A 17,266-nucleotide genomic window follows, 5' to 3' on the forward strand; every position below is an offset into this window, starting at 1 on the left:
CCGGCCGACGACCCTACCGAAGAGCCTCGGCACCGTACGCCGCCCTGCGATCATCTCGCGACCACAAGATCCTGCCGAGCACGCTGCCGCACGCGCCGCCCAACACCACACGAAGTTCACCCATTCAGCGGGACAGCACGTCGGACCGGGGCGGGCACGAGTTGCTCAGGTGAGACGGTGCTTGAGTGCTTCGAGTTCGTCGTGCAGCGCGGTGGGCAGTTTGTCGCCGATGGTGGCGAACCATTCCTCGATCCGGGGGATCTCGGCCGTCCACTCCCGCACGTCGACTGCCAGTGCGGCGTCAATGTCCGCCCGCGGAGTGTCCAGGCCGTTCAGGTCGAGCCCGTCCGTGGTGGGGGTCCACCCGATCGGGGTGTCGACGGCGGGGGTGGTGCCGTCGAGGCGTTCGACTGCCCACTTGAGCACGCGGGCGTTCTCGCTGAACCCCGGCCAGAGGAACCGGCCGTCGGCGCTGCGGCGGAACCAGTTGACGTAGAAGATCTTCGGCAGCTTGGCGGCGTCGGCGTGCTTGCCGGTGTCGATCCAGTGCTGGAAGTAGTCCCCGGCGTGATACCCGATGAACGGCAGCATCGCCATCGGGTCGCGTCGTACCACGCCGACCGTGCCCGTGGCGGCGGCGGTGGTCTCCGAGGAGAGGGTGGCGCCGAGGAACACGCCGTGCTGCCAGTCGCGCGATTCGACCACCAGCGGCACGGTGGTGGCCCGGCGGCCGCCGAAGAGGATCGCCGAGATCGGCACGCCGTTCGGGTCGTCCCATTCCGGCGCGGTGATCGGACACTGCGCGATCGGCGTGCAGTAGCGGGAATTGGGGTGCGCGGTGAGCTCGTCGCTGGCGAGCGTCCACGGTTCACGCTTCCAGGTCGTGAGGTGGTTCGGCGGCGCTTCGGAATAACCCTCCCACCAGACGTCGCCGTCGTCGGTCAGCGCCACGTTGGTGAAGATCGAGTTTCCTTTGTAGAGGGTGCGCATCGCGTTCGGGTTGGTCCTCCACCCGGTGCCGGGCGCGACGCCGAAGAACCCGTTCTCCGGGTTGACCGCGTACAGGCGGCCGTCCTCGCCGAAGCGCATCCAGGCGATGTCGTCGCCCAGGGTCTCGACCTGCCAACCGGGAATGCTGGGTTCGAGCATGGCCAGATTGGTCTTGCCACACGAACTGGGGAACGCGGCGGCGACGTAGTGGACCTTCCCCTCGGGTGCGGTGAGCTTGAGGATCAGCATGTGTTCGGCCAGCCAACCCTCCGCACGGGCGATCACCGAGGCGATCCGCAGCGAGTAGCACTTCTTACCCAGCAACGCGTTGCCGCCGTACCCGGAGCCGTAGCTCCAGACCATCCGCTCCTCGGGGAACTGGGTGATGTACTTGGTCTGGTCACAGGGCCAGGGCACGTCCTGCTGACCGGGCTTGAGCGGCGCGCCGACCGAGTGCAGGCAGCGCACGAACTCCGCGTCCTCGCCGAACAGGGCCAGGGCTTCGCTGCCCGTGCGGGTCATGATGCGCATCGAGGCGACCACGTACTCGGAGTCGGTGATCTCCACACCCAGCATGGGTTTCTCGGCCGTGAGTGGGCCCATGCAGAACGGGATGACGTACATGGTGCGGCCGGCCATGCTACCCCGGTAGTGCTCGGTCATGATGACCTTCATGTCGATCGGGTCCATCCAGTTGTTGGTCGGACCCGCGTCGGCCTCGTAGGTCGAGCAGATGAACGTGCGGTCCTCGACCCGGGCGACGTCGCTGGGATCCGAGGCGCACCAGAACGAGTTGGGCTTCTGCCGCAGCCGCACGAACGTCCCGGTCTTGACCAGCCTGTCGGTCAGCGTCCGCCATTCCTCGTTCGAACCGTCACACCACACCACGTTCTGCGGGGTGGTCAGCTCGGCGACCTGACGCACCCAGGCCAGCAAGGAGCTATGCATGGTCGGGGCGTGGTCCAGGCCGGGGATGGAGGCTGCGGTCATCGTGGTCTCCTTGCGGCCACCCGGCGCGGCTACGGCCGGTCAGCCGAAACGTGGGTCGCGGGGGCGAGGGGTTGTCTGGTGGAAGGCGCGGATCGCGGCGTCGGCGACCCGGCGGGCGAGGGCACGGTCGGGACCGTCGGGTAACTGCAGCTCAGGTGGGGTCGCCATGACCAGGGCCAGCGCGCAGGCGTGGTAGACGTCCACGTCCAGCCGCGCGTGCCGGACCTGGGTGATCGCGCGAAGCAAGCCGGGAAGCACGAGCAGCGGCATGCGTGAGTCCTGGCGGGTGATCACGACGGGTGTGGCGGTTGGGTTGACTGCCGTGAGGCTGCCGTGCAGGTCGATCACGACATCGGCACCCGTCGCGATGCGGTGTAGGGGAAAGGCGACGGCGTCGGCACGTTTCCAGGTGGTGATGTCGCCGACCTCGGCGGCTACCAGCAGCGGGGACAGCAGCGGCATGGTGTCCGCGCCCGCGATCACGACTCGGCCGGACCCGGTCGAGCGGCCAGCACGGGTGAGCGTGGTCAGCACCATGGCGGTCAGCGCGATCGCGGTGGTGTCGTGATCGGTGACCACCGGCGTCTCGCCCGCCGCGAGGCGCGCTACGTGGGCACGATCAGCTGTGACATGCGGGAGAAAGGCCACGCCGACCGCGGGTGGGAGGCCACGTAGTGCGGTCCGCAGTCGCTGCGGGTCATCGGCGTTGAGCGGGATCACGTGGGTCGACAGACCCGCCGCGTCGTGGATCAACGCGGAATACCGGCGCAACAGGTGTTCTACGTGGGTGTCCTGGTCTGGCAAGGCGCTGCCGTCGCTGACCACCGCGACCACGGGATCGTTCGCCGTCACGAGGCGTGCCCCAGCCGCGGTTCCGCCAGCCGACGCACCTGCCTTGGCACCTCCACGATCACTCTCCTACGGTCGCGGATTCCAGCACCGCCGGGTCGATCCAGTCGCCGGTGTCGATGCCATGCCGAGCGGCCAGGTCGAGCAGGTCCCGGATCCGGGCCGCGTGCAGGTGGACCTCGTAGTCGTGACCGGCCCGCTGGGCCGCGGTCAACGTCTGTCGGGCCCGCTGGACCTGGCCGCGCAAGGCTGCTTCGAACTGGCTCATCATCCCCACATCTGCTGCGCCAACAACAAATACATCATCTGCGCACTTAAAGAACTTCGCAACTGCTGGATCGTGCGAGAACGTGTGGATGTGAGCTGAAACACCTCGCGATGGGTGAGCGCGGCGGGCTACAGGTCGTTGCCGGCGTAGGAGAGGTTGAAGCTCTTGTTGGTCAACGGGAAGTCCGGGACGATGGTGTCGGCCAACGCGACCGGCAGGGCGGGCCAGTTGAAGAAACTCGGGTCGACGATCTTCACGCGGGTCAGCGTGCCGTCGGGAGCGAGTTCGACCCGGTGCACGATCGTGCCGCGCCACCCCTCGACGATGCCCACGCCGGACGTGCTGACAGCGTGGCCGAGCGGCGCGCAGGGCGTGTCGCCGGTCGCCCCGGCGAGCCTGTCGATGATGTCGATGGACGCGGTGATCTCTTCGGCGCGCACGAGGAAGCGCGAGAGGACGTCCCCCTCGGTGCGGGTGTACTGGATGCGTGGGAATTTCTCGTGCAGGAACGGATGGTCGTATCGGGCGTCGGTGGTCAGGCCGCTGGCGCGGGCGACGTAGCCGAGGGTGCCCAGGTCGGCCGCCTGCGTCTGGGTGAGCACAGCGGTGCCTGCGAACCGGTCGGCCACCACGGTGTTGTCGAGCGCGAGGGCGACGATCTCGGCGATGTCCGCGCCGACAGCTCTCAGTTGGCCGATGTCGGGCAGGGCGGCGATGGTGGCCCCGCCAGGGTGGATGGCGCCGCGCAGCAACCGGTGACCAGTGACGTGGTCGTTGATCCGCAGGAGTTGCTCGCGGACGCGTTGGGCGTGGGTGTTGAGGATGCCGTGGCCGACGTCGTTGCACAGCGCGCCGATGTCGGTGATGTGGTTGTAGAGGCGTTCCAGTTCCAGCAGGATCGCCCGGATCCGCCGGGCCGCCGAGGAGACGTCGTGCCGGTGGGCGTCTTCGATCGCCTGGCAGAATGCCAGAGAGTGCCCGACGGTGGTGTCGCCGCTGACTCGTTCGGCGAGTTCCAGCGCCTGCTCCGGGCGTCTGCCCTGGAACAGCTTCTCTAGTCCTCTGTGGACGAACCAGAGCCGGGCCTTGAGGTTGAGGATGGTCTCGCCGACCACGGAGAACCGGAAGTGCCCCGGGCCGATCATCCCGGCGTGCACCGGCCCGACCAGGATCTCGTACACGCCAGGGCCTTCGACGGTCCGGAACGGGTACGGGCCGTCGACGTCGCCGAACCGCGGGGGTTCGCCGGCGTCGGTGAGCATCGGGTGCCAGCCCTGTGGCCAATGGAAGTGGCGGACCAGGCGGCGTGGCAGCGGGTGGCCTGTGGGCACGATGCCGAACAGGTCGTGCATCTCCCGCTCGAACCGGCCGGCCGGGAAGGACAGGGCGGCCAGGCTCGGCACTTCCGGCTTGTCGCGGCGCAGCGGGACATGCAGTTCGACGCCTCGGTCCGGGCCGGCAGCGGTGAACAGGTAGACCGCGCGCAGCTGGTCACCGTCGTCATGCGCGGCGACCAGCGCGACCCGGAAACCCTGCTGCAACAGTGACTCCGCCTCGACTGGCAGGACGGCCGGCGCGACGGTCACGGCAGCAGATCGTGTCGTCATCGTGCGCCCACCGTGGTCTCGGCCGCCAGACGCAGCAGCGTGGCCAGCGGTCCCGCGACGACACCCAGCACGACGCAGACGAGCAGTCCGCCGATCAGGGCGAACGCGGTGGGCATCGGCAGCCTGCGCGTCCCGGTGGCCGTTCCGGGGCCGTCGGGTGGGCTGCCGAGCAGCATCCGGCTGGTGTGCGAGACCAGGGCGGCGGCGATGACCAGGACCAGGAGCAACGCCGCGGCGGTCACCCAGCCCACGCCGGCGGCGAACCCGGCGCGGACTACGCCCAATTCGCTGGCGAACACACTGAACGGCGGCAACCCGATGAGAGCCAGGATGCCGACCCCGACTCCGCCGGCCAGCACCGGGTGGTGCGCGGCCAAGCCCCGCACGCCGTCGATCCGACTGGTGCCGGTGACCTGGAGAACCCGCCCAGCCCCCAGGAACAGCGTCGCTTTGGCCAACCCGTGGCCGAGAATGTGCAGGAGCACCGCGGCCAGGGCGAGCGGGCCGCCGATCGCGGCGCCCAACGCGACCAGACCGAGGTGCTCGATGCTGGGTACGCGAGCATCCGCTTGTAGTCCCGCTGCGCCACCAGCAGCGACGCCGCCACCGCGAGCGACACCACCGCCATGCCGGCCAGCAGGGTGCGGATGAACCCGATGCCCAAGGCGCCGTCGGCGATCATCTTGACCCGCAGGATCGCGTAGAACGCGACCGAGAGCAGCACCCCGGACATCAGCGCGGACACCGGCGCCGGGGCCTGGGAGTGCGCGTCGGGCAGCCACGCGTGTAACGGTGCCAGGCCGGCTTTGGTGCCGAACCCGAGGATCAGCAGCAGGACGGCGATCTTGGTGACCCCGGGGTCAAGACCGGACGCGTTCGCCGCCAGCGCCGCGAGGTCCAGCCCGGCTCGGCCGGGTGCGTGCGAGGCGGCGAAGTTGAGCACGATGGTGCCCAGCAACGCCAACGCGATCCCGGCCGAGCAGATCACCACGTACTTCCATGCCGCTTCGACCGCCGGGCGGGTTCGGCGTTGCCCGACCAGGAACGCGGTCACGATGGTGGTGGCCTCGATCGCCACCCACACCACGCCGAGGTTCGCGGCCAGCACGGCCAGTGCCATCGCGGCCAGGAACAGCTGGACCAGGACACTGTGCCGGGCGGCGGTCCGTGTCGTGGCCCGGCTCGCCGCGATCTCCGCCTGCAGGTACGCCGGACTGGCCACGGTGGCCAGCAGCGCGACCGCGCCGATCACGACGAGCATGAACGCGGACAAGGCATCCGCTCGCAGCAACCCCGCTACGGCTGCACCGGACCGGACGACGTCTACCGCGATCATGATCGCGGCGGCCAACACCACGGCCGCGCTCGCCGCGCTGAGCCAGACGGTGGACCTCCGCCACCCGAACACCGCGTAGCCCAGCGCGCCGAGGACCGGCACCACGACCGGCGTGAGCAAGGTGATCATCAGTCGCGCAACTCCCGCAGTTCGTCCAGGTCGGTATCGCCGAAGGTCTCCCGCATCCGGGCGGTGAGCACCTGCAGGACCAGCACGGCCAGCAACACGTCCAGCGATACGCCCAGCTCGACGACCAGGCCGACACCGGCGGTGGTGAGGAACCCGACCGCGGTGATCCCGTTGTCCATCAACAGAAACCCGACCAGCTGCGACAACGCGCGACGTCGGGTGACCAGCACGAAGAATCCGATCAGCACCACGGTCACCCCGACCGGGATCGCCTGCGTCGCCACGGAGGGCGCCAGCCGCACCAGAGGCTGGGACACCGTGTACGCCAGCAGGGTCAGGACAGCGGCGGCCAGCAACGACGCGGCCACGTTCACCAGAGGTCGGGTCTCCCGCCGGGCCTCGCCCGCACTCGCCAACGCACGCCGCAACAAGGCGGGCAGCACGCCCGCCCGCAATACCAACACGCCAACCGCCACCACCCACAGCTCAAGGGAGTTCTCGTGCGCGGCCAGGACGCCGACCAGCACCGCGAGCGCGAGCCCCTGCAGCGCGAACACCTGGATGATCACCGCGAGCTCACGGCGCCACAGCACCAGGACCGCGGTCAACAGCAGGCCCCCACACGCGAGGTCCAGCAGTTGCGTGAACGGGCTCTCGGCCATCACGAATCCCTTTCAGGCCAGGAAGAACGAGGCCGAGACGGACAGCAGCGCGAGGAGGAACGACCCAGCCAGCAACTCGGGCACCCGGAACAGACGCAGCTTGGCCAGGAACACCTCCCCGGCCGCCAGCACCACACCGAGCACACCGACCTTGACCACCAACGCCAGCCCGCCGACCGCCACGGCCAGTGGCGCGGCCGACGTCGCGATCCCCCACGGGACGAACAGGTTCGCCAACAGCCCCAGGAACACCGACAGCCGCATCGCCGAGGCCAACTCCACCAGCGCCAGGTCCGGGCCGGCGTACTCCAACACCATCGCCTCGTGCACCATCGTCAACTCCAGGTGCGTCGACGGGTTGTCCACCGGCAGCCGACCGGTCTCCGCCACGATCACCACGACCAACGCCACCGCGGCCAGCAAGCTCACCGGAGAGATCACCCGCGCCGGATCATCCAGGGTGGACGACACGATCGCGCCAAGGTTGGTCGAGCCGACCCGCACCGACAAGGCGAAGATCGACACCAGCAGCGTGGGTTCGACCAGTGCGAGAATCGTCATCTCGCGGCTGGCGCCCATCCCGCCGAACGCGGTCCCCGTGTCCAGCCCGGCCAAGGCGAGCACCACCGCGCCCAACGCCAGCAACGCCACCACCGCGAACAGATCCGCCACCGGATCCACCGCCGAATCGGTGGTCACGAACGGCGCCACCACCGTGACCGCCAGGGTGGTGGCCATCAACACCAGCGGCGCGATCCGGAACACCTCGCTGGTTCCGTGCGGCGTGATCCGTTCCTTGCCGAAGAGCTTGCGCAGATCCCGCCACGGCTGCAGGACACCTGCCCCGGCACGGCCTTCCAGCCTGGCCCGGACCTGTCGCATCACCCCGACCAGCAACGGAGATCCGGCCACTATCAGCACCGGCTGCCCGATCCCGCCGACAACTCCCAGCGCGCTCACCGAATCACCGCCAGCAAGACCAGCAGCCCGCACACGGTGTAGAAGCCATAGCCGAGATAACGGTGCACGCTCCCGGTGGCCAGCCGCCGTCCCACTCGCCCCCAGAGGGACACCAGGGCGAGCACGGGCTCATAAAGCCGGCGTTCGATCCGGTCGGGCACCCGCCGCCGGTACTCCACGGCCCGCACCAGATACCGGGACTCCTCGTGATGAGTGACGTCCACATCGGTCTCCGGTTGGACCACGTTGTCGAACACCCGCTGCAACGGCTCCGCGAAGGAGGTCGCCGTGTACTCCATCCGCGCCGACATCGGACCACCACCGCAGTCCCATAGACGCACGATCCGACGCGCCCGCCGCACCACCACAAGCCGCAGGACACCCACCATGACAACGAAACCCACCAGCAAGGCGACTGTGAGCATCAGCGGCGACAAGGCGCCGGTGACCCCGGCCAGCCGTACGGTCACCGCCCCGGACGCCGTCACATCGCCTGCCCCCACAGCGATACCTGTCGCCGTTCCCACGGCGGGCAGCGCCGCCATCGGCAGCACCGCCAACACCACACATGCCGCACCAGCCAGTCCCATCCCGATGAGCATGCTCGGCGGACTCTCCCGCGCGGACTCAGCAGCCGCGGTACGCGGTTTGGCGAGGAACCCCACGCCGAACGCCTTGACGAAGGTGGCCACTGCCAGCCCGGCGGTCAGCGCGACCGCCGCCACGGCCACCGGCATCGCGATCGCCGCGGCCACCCCCGAAGACAGCCCATGAATCAACGCCTGCAACAACAACCACTCGGACACGAACGCCGTGCCCGGCGGCAACGCCGACGCCGCCAACGCGCCCAGCCCGAACGCCCCGGTGGTCAACGGCATCCCCGACCGCAGACCACCGAGCGCGTCCAGATCCCGAGTGCCGGTCGCGTGCAGAACCGAGCCGGCGGCCAGGAACAACAGGGTCTTGAACGCCGCATGGTTGACCACGTGCAACAGCGCCGCCGCCAACGCCAAGCCCGCCAGCACTCGATTACCCGACGAGGCGAACAACCCGGCCGCACCCACCCCGATGAGCACCAGTCCCATGTTCTCCGTCGTCGACTGCCCCAACAGTCGCTTCAGGTCCGTGCTCATCGCGGCCTGCAAGATCCCGTACACCGCCGAGACCGCACCCAACGCGAGCACCAGCAGCCACCACCAGCGTGCCCCGCCGCCAAGCAGATCGAACCCTACCCGTACCAACCCGTACACACCCAGATTCACCATCGCCGCCGACATCAACGCCGATACGTGGCTCGGCGCCTCCGGATGCGCCCGCGGCAGCCACGCGTGCAACGGCACAATCCCCGCCTTCGACGCGAACCCGGCCAGCGTCACCACGAACACCAGCCCGGCAACCCACGGCGACACGTGCCGGCCGGCCTCGCGCAACGCGGGGAACGAGTCGTCCGCCGCGTGCGCGACCAGCACTAACAGTCCAATGAGGATGGTCACGAACCCGAGATGGGTCATCACCGCGTACCAGCGGCCGGCCTGAGCCACCTGTGGTCGGCGTCGGTGCTCCGCCACCACCAACAGCAGCGAGAACAGGGCCATCAACTCCCAGCACACCAGGAACGTGCCCACACTCGCCGCCGCGGGCACCAGCAGCATCGCGACCACGAACAGCGGGAACACCACTTGCGCCGGACGGGCGTCCAAGCCGTGCGATCGGGTGTAGGAGATCGCGTAGACCCCGACCGCGACCGCCACACATCCCGTGACCGCGACGAACAATCCCCCCAACGCGTCGAGCGTGAACGACACCCCCGACAGCGGCAGCACTCCCGGCAGCGCCACGGACAACGACTCGCCGCCCACGGCCGCGATCCCGGCCACCGCACCAGCCGCACCCGCGAGCGCGGTACCCACACCCACCAGCGCCGGCCGCAACCGGACCGGAGCCACGAGGGCGGCCACCGCCGCCAGCACACCCAGGAGCCCGGCAACGCCGAGTCCCAGTCCCGCGAGATTCATCGGCCGGTCAGCTTCCGCAGCCCCTCAACGATCGCCTCCGGCCGCGGCGGACACCCGGCGATCTCCACATCCACCCGCACCACGTCCCGCACGGCACCGGCCACCCCGTACGCCCCCGCGAACACACCACAGTTCCGGGCACAGTCACCGACCGCGATCACCAGCTTGGGACCAGGCACGGCGTCGTACGTACGTCGCAGCGGCTCGGCCATGTTGCGGGTCACCGGCCCCGTCACCACCAGCGCGTCAGCGTGCCGAGGCGAGGCCACCAGCCGGGCGCCGTACCGCTCGGCGTCGTAGACCGGCCCGAACGCCGACCCGATCTCCACCTCACACCCGTTGCAGGAGCCCGCGTCCACATGCCGGATCTGCACCGACCCACCCAGCGGCGCCGCGGCCGGCAGCCGGTCGGCTGGACGTGGTGGCGCGGGCTCGGCAACCCGCCCGGTCCCGCGGATCTTGCGCCACAAACCCAGCACAGTCTCGCTCCCGCATTGATTACGTGTCGGTTCTCGGAGGGACTAGGGGGCGGTCACCCCGCCAGGGGCCAGCGGAGTGTCCGCGGCCTAGCCGGTCGACGGGGCAGAGCCGGACGCACCGGAGTCCCGGTCCACCCCCGCCATCGCCGACGTGGGGGTGCGCAGGTCTGCCAGCAGCTCGACCTGCCCGGACAACACGCCGGTCAGGATCTGCCGGGCCACCGCGAGCAACTCCGCCACGTGCGGGCTGATCAGCGAGTAGTAGACGGTCGAACCTTCCTTGCGCGTGGTCACCAGCCCCGCGCGGCGCAGCACCGCCAACTGCTGGGACAGGTTCGCCGGTTCGATCCCGACCTCCGGCAGCATCTCCGCCACCGCGTGCTCCCGCTGACTGAGCAGCTCCAGCACCCGGATCCGGGCCGGATGACCCAACGTCTTGAAGAACTCCGCTTTGAGCTGATACAGGGGCCTGCTCACCAGCACCCCTCCCTACCTGCCCGTATCCGGCAACCCGGACCATCGATCGTCGACATACCGCCGATCCTCCCGCGTCCGCGCCATACAGCAAGGACAGGACACTCGGTCGCATGGTTCAATAGTTGCCAATCTTAGCAAGTCCGAAAGAGCGTACCTCAACGGAGGGCCGTGATCGCCCTCACGGGAGCGGGAGGCGGAGATGCGTGAGCCGACCGTGCACGACGTGATGACCCGACACGTCATCACCGCGGTATCCGACACCACCTTCAAAGAGCTCGCCGGCACCATGCTCGCCCACGGCATCGACACGCTGCCGGTCATCGACATCAGCGGCAGGCCGGTCGGCGTGGTGACCGAAGCCGACATCCTGACCAAACTGGAATTCCACGGCGGCACCGACCCCTTACCCCTGCTCGCCGGCTCACACGGCCGCGCCCGATGGCACAAATCCTCCGCCCTGCACGCGGCCGACCTCATGACCACGCCACCGATCACCACCACCCCACGCACCTCGATCAGCACCGCCATACACCAGATGGCACAGCACCGGATCCGCCAGATCTGTGTCGTGACCTGCTCCGGCCACCTGGTCGGCATGCTCGCCCGCCGCGACGCCCTACACCTGTTCGTCCGCAGCGACAGCGCCATCGAAACCGATGTCGAAGCCGACCTCGCGACCAGAACCAGCCACCCGAACCAGGTCACCGTGTGCGTCACCGACGGAATCGTCACCCTCGACGGCACCCTCACCCTGCACAGCACCGTCCAGCGCGCCGGCCACGCCGCACACCACGTACCCGGGGTCGTCGCCGTCCACAACAACATCCGCTACGACGTCGACGACCTCATGATCACCGGGCTCTAACTGTCTCGTTCGCTCGCACCCCTTCGGCCGTCGGCCCGCCCGGACGACTACACAGCTGCCGCAGCGGAGCTCGCGACAACGTTGGCCCCGGGCGCGCGGGGCGCCGGGAAACAGCGGCAGAACTGGCCGAGAGGCGATTCGCCTTACTCCACCGGGACTTCCCGTCGACATCCGTCGTCGTCGGATTTCGGCCAAGCCGAGACAAGAACCAGGGAACAGACATGATCGTCGAACGTCACGATCGCCCAGGCCAAACTGGTTGGCCGCGTTCTCTACCGGGACAGGCTCCCGCGAGAGTCACCTGACGAGTTTGACGGCCCGGCGAGCGGTTGTTGTCCCGGTGCGTGGTCGGGGTGGCGCGGCGTCGAAGCTGATCGGGTTCACGATGACGCCCAGGGCGTGGCTGACAGCCAGCAGCGCGGACTGGTAGGCGCCGGCGATCCAGCCGTGGTGCAGGCTGAGGTGTTCACCGGCGAAGGACACGTAGCCCTCGTTGCGTTGCATGATGTTGCGTAGAGCAGCACTGTGTTCATCTTCGGGTCCGAGGGGTACACGAGCCACCACGGTGCGCGGTCGGTGTGGGATTGGCCGCCGGGGCTGTCCCACCAGCGTTTCGGGAACTGGAGGCCGACCTTGTACAGGTCCTCGGTGGCCAACCGTCGCATGGCGGCCTTCTTCTCCACTGCCCAGGACGCGACGGCGGCGATCGGGGTCGTCATGTGGATGGTGATGTGGTGCGCGCGCAGGTAGTCCGCCATCGCCGCGGTGAGCTTGCCCAGCCCGCCTTCCAGCGTCGCCCAGCGTGCGTTGGGGTCGAACTCGCCCCTTGACAGCACGACCTCGGGCACGGCGTGGTCGAAGTTGCCGGTGGCCGAGAGGACGGTTTCGACGTAGTTGATCCGGTCGGCCTTCCAGCCCATCTCCCGGCGTAGGTATTGGCCGAAGGAGAAGTTGTCGTAGCTGAGGATGGCGGCGAGGCGTTTCTCCGGGTCCTTGATCGACGTGAAGTTCGACGCATCAGAACCGGGGCCGGTCATTGAAGCGCGGGTCAGCGTATGCGGCTGCTCGGCGCCCGTGGGGTAGGTGTACTTGGTTACCGTGTCGCCGCCTGGCGACCGCCGGCCATTTCGCGACGGCCCGGTGCGGGTGCCGCGTCGGGGACACCATCAGGCACCGCCGTAGATCGTTGCCGGCACCGGGAACATGCGAATCCAGTCGACGTCTTGTCTGGCAGGCCGCATCAGCGTGCCCGACGGAGAGATCATGTCCAGTTACCGGTCCGACATCCAGCGCGGGCCCAGCCGGCACTGGGCCAAGACTGGATGCGCCGAGAGCGGGCCTTATGCCTGCTGGCGTTCGGGCATGTCGTTCCACGTGTGGTCGAGGCGGTTGCGGACCTCGATCACACCGGGGATCTTGGGCACGAGCCGGCCGGCGATCTCGACCTCGCACTTGCGCTCCAGCCGACCGAGCATGGTCACCACACCGTCGTGGACGGTCACGGTGACCGACTTAGGATCGGCCCACAGGGTACCCACGAGTACCTCCCGCATGACCTCGTGCTGAATGTCCTCATCGGACCGGCGGAACAAACTCAACAGGTCACGCCTGGAGACCACACCGACGATCTTTCCGTTGTCGGTGACGAACAGTCGGCGTACGCCGCGCCGGGCCAGCTCCCGAGCGGCGGAGGTCACCGTGTCGTCCGGCGACACTGAATACACAGTGGCGGTCATCAGGTCCTTGGCCTGCAGGGCGTTCGCCTTGCGTGTGCGTTGTCGCGTTTGCTTGCCGGTGAACAGGCCGTGGTGTTCGTCCTCGCCGTCGTTCTCCTGCTTGTGCAGGAGGTCAGCCTCGGACACCACGCCCAAGGGGCGGCCGTCCTTCGCGATCACGGCGACCGCGCTGATCTGCTTGTCGGCCAACAGGTCGACGATCGTCTTGAAGTCGGTGTCCGGGCCGACGGTGTACGGGTCCTTGGTCATCACGCTGGCGACAGTGGGATTGTGCATCGGAACCTCCTCGTATCGGCATTACTGTCGCTGTGTAGCGTCCGCCGGAGATAGGGGCCAACGGCCCGGCCGGACCGGGTCTTCGCGATCTTCGCCGAGCATGGCCTGCCTGGAGGTCGCCGCTGGTTGCGGCACACGTTAGCCTCAACTGTCGGAAGCCCACGGCATGACGTTAGGTGAGGCGCGCGGTGAGAGATGAGTCCAGTGACCGGATGATTCCCGACCTGAGCCAGCTTCGCCTGGACGCGTTGTTGCGTGAGCTGTTGGATCGGGCTGCCGAGGTGTTGGAGTCCCAGGATCGGATCCATCGGTTGCTGGACGCGGTGGTGTCCGTCGCGAGTGACCTGTCGTTGCCGGATGTGTTGCGGCGGATCGTGCAGTCGTCGATCGACCTGGTGGGTGCCCGCTACGCCGCGATGGGCGTGCTCGCCCCGGAAGGCACCAGCCTGCAGGAGTTCATCTACATCGGCATCGACGACCAGCAGCGCGAGCTGATCGGCGATCTCCCGCACGGCAAGGGCATCCTGGGTCTGCTGATCAAGCATCCCGAACCGATCCGCTTGCCTGATCTACATGAACATCCGCAGTCGTACGGGTTTCCCGCCAACCACCCGCCGATGAAGTCTTTTCTGGGGGTGCCGGTGCGGGTCCGTGGTGAGGTGTTCGGCAACCTTTACCTGACTGAGAAGAAGAGCGGCAGCGAGTTCACCGAGGAGGATCAAACGGTCGTGATCGCGTTGGCCGCCGCCGCGGGGATCGCGATCGAGAACGCGCGCCTGTTCGCGCAGACTCGTCAGCGTGAGGCGTGGTTGCAGGCGTCGAACGAGCTGACCGGGGCGCTGCTGGCCGACCAGACTTCCGCGAGCGCGCTTCGGCTGGTCGCTCGCCGCGCGGCTGAGGTGTCCGGGGCGCCGCTGGTGGCGGTCGCCCTGCCCGACGAGCTGACTGACCGCTTGGTGTTCGAGCTGGTGGAGGGCGATTTCACCGAGTTGGTCGACCATCAGGTGCCGCTCATGGGCAGTGTCCTCGGCGAGGTGTTCAGTCGGGGCGAACCTCGGGTGATCGACAACGTAGTGGGGTCGGCCGATCAGTCACCGATCGGCTGGGCCGGCGAGGCACCGGTCGCGTTCAAACAACTGGGGTCGACCGTTCTGGCGCCGTTGGCAGCCGGCCAACAAGTGCTGGGTGTGCTGGTGGTCGCCAAGACCGCCGGGCAGATCCCGTTCCTCGAACCGGACCTGCGGATGGTGACCACGTTCGCCAGCCACGCCGCACTGGCCATCGAGTTCGCGCGGGCCCAGGAGGACCGGCAACGGCTCGCGGTGTTCGAGGACCGCGACCGGATCGCCCGCGACCTGCACGACCAGGTCATCCAGCGACTGTTCGCGATCGGGCTTGGCCTGCAAGGACTGACCCGACTGGTGGTCAAACCAGAGGTCGGCACCCGGGTGGCCGGCTTCGTCGAAGACCTCGACCAGACCATCCGCGAGATCCGGCGCAGCATCTTCTCCCTGCAAGAGGCCCCAGGCGGGCCAGTCAGCCTGCGGGGCGAACTGCTGCGGGTGATCCAGGAAGGCGCCGGCGCGCTCGGGTTCGAACCCACAGTCAGCATGGACGGCCCATTGGACAGCCTGGTCCCTGACGACATCCGACCCGACGTACTGGCAACACTCCGCGAGACGCTGTCCAACACCGCACGGCACGCCGAAGCGCACACGGTCACCATCGGTATCCGGGTCGACAGGGACGGAACAGGCCTGCGGCTGTCGGTCCGCGACGACGGCAAAGGCATGCCGACGCAGCCGGAGCGCCAAAGCGGTCTGGCCAATATCACCGAGCGCGCCGCGCGCTGGCATGGCACCTGCGACATCGACTCCACACCCGGTAGCGGGACCGCCATCACCTGGGCGGTCCCGCTACCGACACGGGACTAGGGTTCGTCGGGCCGGACCACGGCCACTGGGCACGGCGCGTGGTGCAACAGCGCCTGGCTGGTCGAACCCAGCAGCATGCCCGCGACCGGCCCGCGTCCGCGTGATCCGACCACGACCAACTGGGCGTTGCGGGCCTGGTCGATCAGGGTGCGCGCCGGGTGGTCGTGGGTGACCACGCGCTGCACCCGGACGTTCGGGTATTTCTCCTGCCAGCCCGCGACCCGCTCGGCGAGCAGTTGCTCTTCCTCGGTACGTACCTCGTACCAGTCGACCGCGAACGGCGCCATGGCGAACGCGGACGCGGTCACCGGGTCGCTCCAAGTGTGCACGGCCACCAGCGGAACATCCCGCCGGGACGCCTCGTCAAAGGCGAACGCGATGGCGCCCTCGCTCGCCGGGGAGCCGTCGACACCGACCACGATCGGCTTGCCGGTGCGGTCGACGTCCGCGCCCTGGACGACCACGACCGGGCAGTGGCCACGGGCTGACACGGCCACCGCGACCGACCCGATCAACAGTTCGGCGAACCCGCCGTGACCGCGGGCACCCAGCACCATCAACTGCGCGTCCTGGGACCCGCGGATCAACGCGTCGACTTCGTACTCACGGACGAGTTCGGTACTCACGTCATCCCATGTCTCCTTGGCGACGTCGGCCGCGATGGTGAGCCATTGGCGGCCGGCCGCGACCACGGTGTCCGCCATCGACGGCGGCATCGGGGACGGCGACCTGCCGTCCACCGGCATGCAGGCGTGCACGATACGCAGGGGGATCTTACGGGCCGCGGCTTCCATGGCGGCCCAGCGGACCGCGCGCAGCGCCGACTCCGAGCCGTCGACACCGACCACAACGGGTTTGATGGACATTGTCAGTTTCCTTCCTGGGCAAGGGATCGGACGAGGTCGACCGCGGTGAGCACGCCGACCACCCGCTGTCCGGAGAACACGACGAGCGCGTCGCAGCCGGATTCCTGCATGATCCGCGCGACGTCCGCCCGGCTGGTTCGATCGTCCACTGTAGGCGGCGGCCGGTGGCACAACTCCCCTGTGGTGGGCAGCGGGCCTCGGGTGCGGGTCAACAACCCGAACAGCAGATCGGTTTCGCCAAGCAGGCCGACACACTGGCCGTCGGCGAGCACCGGCAGGTGCCTGATCTGATTGGCCTGCATGGTTCTCAACGCGGCCAACGCGTCGACTTCGGCGTCGATGGAGATCACCGGCGCGGTCGCCAACTCGGCGGCGCGCGCGGCGACGGCGGTCATGACGACGTCCTGGGCCGGATGACTGCCAGCGGGCATTGGGCGTAGTTGACCAAGGCTTGGCTGGTGGAGCCCAGCAGCATGCCGTGGTATCCGCCCAGTCCCCGGCTGCCCACCACGATCAACTGGGCGTTTCCGCGCAGCCATTTCTCGGCCTGGGCGTGCAGCGCGGGCCGCATCGCGTCCTCGATCGTCTGGTCCGGATACCTACCGGTGGGGTCATGCTGGACGTGCGTCAGGGTGAGAGGAAGCCGGTGCAGTGCCGCTTCTCCTGCGGCCCAGCGAACCGCGGCCAGCGCGGCGGACGAACCGTCGACGCCCACGACGACGGGCCGACGGTGATGCGACAGGGTGTTCATCGGCTCCTCCACAGATGGCTTGGTACTACTGAACAATCCCCCATGACGATGCCCGTGACGCAGTGGCGACCGACCC

General features: G+C 68.5%; 17 protein-coding genes and 2 pseudogenes. 2 read left to right on the forward strand and 17 right to left on the reverse strand.

Going from position 1 to position 17,266, the window contains the following annotated elements:
- Positions 1 to 165 precede the first annotated feature (165 nt).
- The 12 genes and pseudogenes from EV192_RS09015 to EV192_RS09060 form a co-directional block, all read right to left on the reverse strand.
- Positions 166 to 1,980, reverse strand: coding sequence for a phosphoenolpyruvate carboxykinase (GTP) (locus tag EV192_RS09015; protein ID WP_132113356.1), 1,815 nt, complete (start codon positions 1,978 to 1,980; stop codon positions 166 to 168).
- Positions 1,981 to 2,019: 39 nt separating this feature from the next.
- The gene (locus EV192_RS09020; RefSeq protein WP_132113358.1) at positions 2,020 to 2,832 is read right to left on the reverse strand and encodes a hypothetical protein; all 813 of its coding nucleotides are present in this window, start codon (positions 2,830 to 2,832) and stop codon (positions 2,020 to 2,022) included.
- A gap of 58 nt (positions 2,833 to 2,890) precedes the next feature.
- The gene (locus tag EV192_RS09025) at positions 2,891 to 3,097 is read right to left on the reverse strand and encodes a hypothetical protein (RefSeq protein WP_132113360.1); all 207 of its coding nucleotides are present in this window, start codon (positions 3,095 to 3,097) and stop codon (positions 2,891 to 2,893) included.
- A 128-nt stretch (positions 3,098 to 3,225) separates the two neighbouring features.
- Positions 3,226 to 4,704 (reverse strand): hydrogenase large subunit, encoded by a 1,479-nt coding sequence (locus EV192_RS09030; RefSeq protein ID WP_132113362.1) that lies wholly within the window; start codon positions 4,702 to 4,704, stop codon positions 3,226 to 3,228.
- On the reverse strand, positions 4,701 to 4,988 hold the full coding sequence (locus EV192_RS55585; RefSeq protein WP_243726841.1) for a hypothetical protein: 288 nt from the start codon (positions 4,986 to 4,988) through the stop codon (positions 4,701 to 4,703). Before EV192_RS55585 ends, EV192_RS09030 begins: the two co-directional genes overlap by 4 nt.
- A pseudogene (locus EV192_RS56755) lies at positions 4,989 to 5,228 on the reverse strand (proton-conducting transporter transmembrane domain-containing protein); the annotation flags it as partial.
- A gap of 89 nt (positions 5,229 to 5,317) precedes the next feature.
- Positions 5,318 to 6,169, reverse strand: a pseudogene (locus EV192_RS57120) (proton-conducting transporter transmembrane domain-containing protein); the annotation flags it as partial.
- Entirely contained in the window at positions 6,169 to 6,831 is a 663-nt protein-coding gene (locus EV192_RS09040; RefSeq protein ID WP_132113364.1) for a hypothetical protein, read from the reverse strand. The gene EV192_RS09040 and the pseudogene EV192_RS57120, both read right to left, overlap by 1 nt.
- A 12-nt stretch (positions 6,832 to 6,843) precedes the next feature.
- Entirely contained in the window at positions 6,844 to 7,791 is a 948-nt protein-coding gene (locus EV192_RS09045; protein ID WP_132113366.1) for a respiratory chain complex I subunit 1 family protein, read from the reverse strand.
- Entirely contained in the window at positions 7,788 to 9,806 is a 2,019-nt protein-coding gene (locus EV192_RS09050; RefSeq protein WP_132113368.1) for a proton-conducting transporter transmembrane domain-containing protein, read from the reverse strand. The genes EV192_RS09045 and EV192_RS09050 overlap by 4 nt, the downstream gene beginning before the upstream one ends.
- Entirely contained in the window at positions 9,803 to 10,285 is a 483-nt protein-coding gene (locus EV192_RS09055; protein WP_207925948.1) for an NADH-quinone oxidoreductase subunit B family protein, read from the reverse strand. The genes EV192_RS09050 and EV192_RS09055 overlap by 4 nt, the downstream gene beginning before the upstream one ends.
- Before the next feature lie 87 nt (positions 10,286 to 10,372).
- Positions 10,373 to 10,762, reverse strand: coding sequence for an ArsR/SmtB family transcription factor (locus EV192_RS09060; protein WP_132113370.1), 390 nt, complete (start codon positions 10,760 to 10,762; stop codon positions 10,373 to 10,375).
- Between the two features lie 199 nt (positions 10,763 to 10,961).
- Here EV192_RS09060 and EV192_RS09065 point away from each other — a divergent pair, with 199 nt between their 5' ends.
- Complete coding sequence (locus tag EV192_RS09065; RefSeq protein WP_132113372.1) at positions 10,962 to 11,627, forward strand: BON domain-containing protein; 666 nt, start codon at positions 10,962 to 10,964, stop codon at positions 11,625 to 11,627.
- Positions 11,628 to 12,007: 380 nt separating this feature from the next.
- Here EV192_RS09065 and EV192_RS09070 read toward each other — a convergent pair whose 3' ends face one another.
- Both EV192_RS09070 and EV192_RS09075 read right to left on the reverse strand, forming a co-directional pair.
- Positions 12,008 to 12,664: a flavin monoamine oxidase family protein gene (locus EV192_RS09070; RefSeq protein WP_132113374.1), complete on the reverse strand. Its 657-nt coding sequence runs from the start codon at positions 12,662 to 12,664 to the stop codon at positions 12,008 to 12,010.
- 303 nt (positions 12,665 to 12,967) lie between these two features.
- Positions 12,968 to 13,639 carry a CBS domain-containing protein gene (locus tag EV192_RS09075; protein WP_243726736.1) on the reverse strand — a complete coding sequence of 224 codons (672 nt, stop codon included), beginning with the start codon at positions 13,637 to 13,639 and terminating at the stop codon, positions 12,968 to 12,970.
- 188 nt (positions 13,640 to 13,827) lie between these two features.
- On the opposite strand from EV192_RS09075, the gene EV192_RS09080 reads away from it, so the two are divergent.
- Positions 13,828 to 15,573 carry a GAF domain-containing sensor histidine kinase gene (locus tag EV192_RS09080; protein ID WP_243726737.1) on the forward strand — a complete coding sequence of 582 codons (1,746 nt, stop codon included), beginning with the start codon at positions 13,828 to 13,830 and terminating at the stop codon, positions 15,571 to 15,573.
- Here EV192_RS09080 and EV192_RS09085 read toward each other — a convergent pair.
- Genes EV192_RS09085 through EV192_RS53685 form a run of 3 tightly spaced genes read right to left on the reverse strand, consistent with a single transcriptional unit; the run spans position 15,570 to position 17,190 of the window.
- Positions 15,570 to 16,439: a universal stress protein gene (locus EV192_RS09085; RefSeq protein ID WP_132113376.1), complete on the reverse strand. Its 870-nt coding sequence runs from the start codon at positions 16,437 to 16,439 to the stop codon at positions 15,570 to 15,572. The two genes, EV192_RS09080 and EV192_RS09085, sit on opposite strands and share 4 nt — an antisense overlap.
- A gap of 2 nt (positions 16,440 to 16,441) precedes the next feature.
- Complete coding sequence (locus EV192_RS09090; protein ID WP_165960298.1) at positions 16,442 to 16,834, reverse strand: CBS domain-containing protein; 393 nt, start codon at positions 16,832 to 16,834, stop codon at positions 16,442 to 16,444.
- The gene (locus EV192_RS53685) at positions 16,831 to 17,190 is read right to left on the reverse strand and encodes a universal stress protein (RefSeq protein WP_165960299.1); all 360 of its coding nucleotides are present in this window, start codon (positions 17,188 to 17,190) and stop codon (positions 16,831 to 16,833) included. The genes EV192_RS09090 and EV192_RS53685 overlap by 4 nt, the downstream gene beginning before the upstream one ends.
- Positions 17,191 to 17,266: the final 76 nt, after the last annotated feature.

It is taken from the genome of Actinocrispum wychmicini (genome assembly GCF_004345645.1).
In the GTDB taxonomy this organism is placed as follows: Bacteria; Actinomycetota; Actinomycetes; order Mycobacteriales; family Pseudonocardiaceae; genus Kibdelosporangium; species Kibdelosporangium wychmicini.

Excerpts from the sequence above, each read along its gene's own strand:
- EV192_RS09015 (WP_132113356.1), bottom strand. The coding sequence starts at position 1,980 with ATGACCGCAGCCTCCATCCCCGGCCTGGACCACGCCCCGACCATGCAT.
- EV192_RS09025 (WP_132113360.1), bottom strand. The coding sequence starts at position 3,097 with ATGAGCCAGTTCGAAGCAGCCTTGCGCGGCCAGGTCCAGCGGGCCCGA.
- EV192_RS09030 (WP_132113362.1), bottom strand. The coding sequence starts at position 4,704 with ATGACGACACGATCTGCTGCCGTGACCGTCGCGCCGGCCGTCCTGCCA.
- EV192_RS09040 (WP_132113364.1), bottom strand. The coding sequence starts at position 6,831 with ATGGCCGAGAGCCCGTTCACGCAACTGCTGGACCTCGCGTGTGGGGGC.
- EV192_RS09050 (WP_132113368.1), bottom strand. The coding sequence starts at position 9,806 with ATGAATCTCGCGGGACTGGGACTCGGCGTTGCCGGGCTCCTGGGTGTG.
- EV192_RS09065 (WP_132113372.1), top strand. The coding sequence starts at position 10,962 with ATGCGTGAGCCGACCGTGCACGACGTGATGACCCGACACGTCATCACC.
- EV192_RS09070 (WP_132113374.1), bottom strand. The coding sequence starts at position 12,664 with ATGACCGGCCCCGGTTCTGATGCGTCGAACTTCACGTCGATCAAGGAC.
- EV192_RS09075 (WP_243726736.1), bottom strand. The coding sequence starts at position 13,639 with ATGCACAATCCCACTGTCGCCAGCGTGATGACCAAGGACCCGTACACC.
- EV192_RS09085 (WP_132113376.1), bottom strand. The coding sequence starts at position 16,439 with ATGTCCATCAAACCCGTTGTGGTCGGTGTCGACGGCTCGGAGTCGGCG.
- EV192_RS09090 (WP_165960298.1), bottom strand. The coding sequence starts at position 16,834 with ATGACCGCCGTCGCCGCGCGCGCCGCCGAGTTGGCGACCGCGCCGGTG.
- EV192_RS53685 (WP_165960299.1), bottom strand. The coding sequence starts at position 17,190 with ATGAACACCCTGTCGCATCACCGTCGGCCCGTCGTCGTGGGCGTCGAC.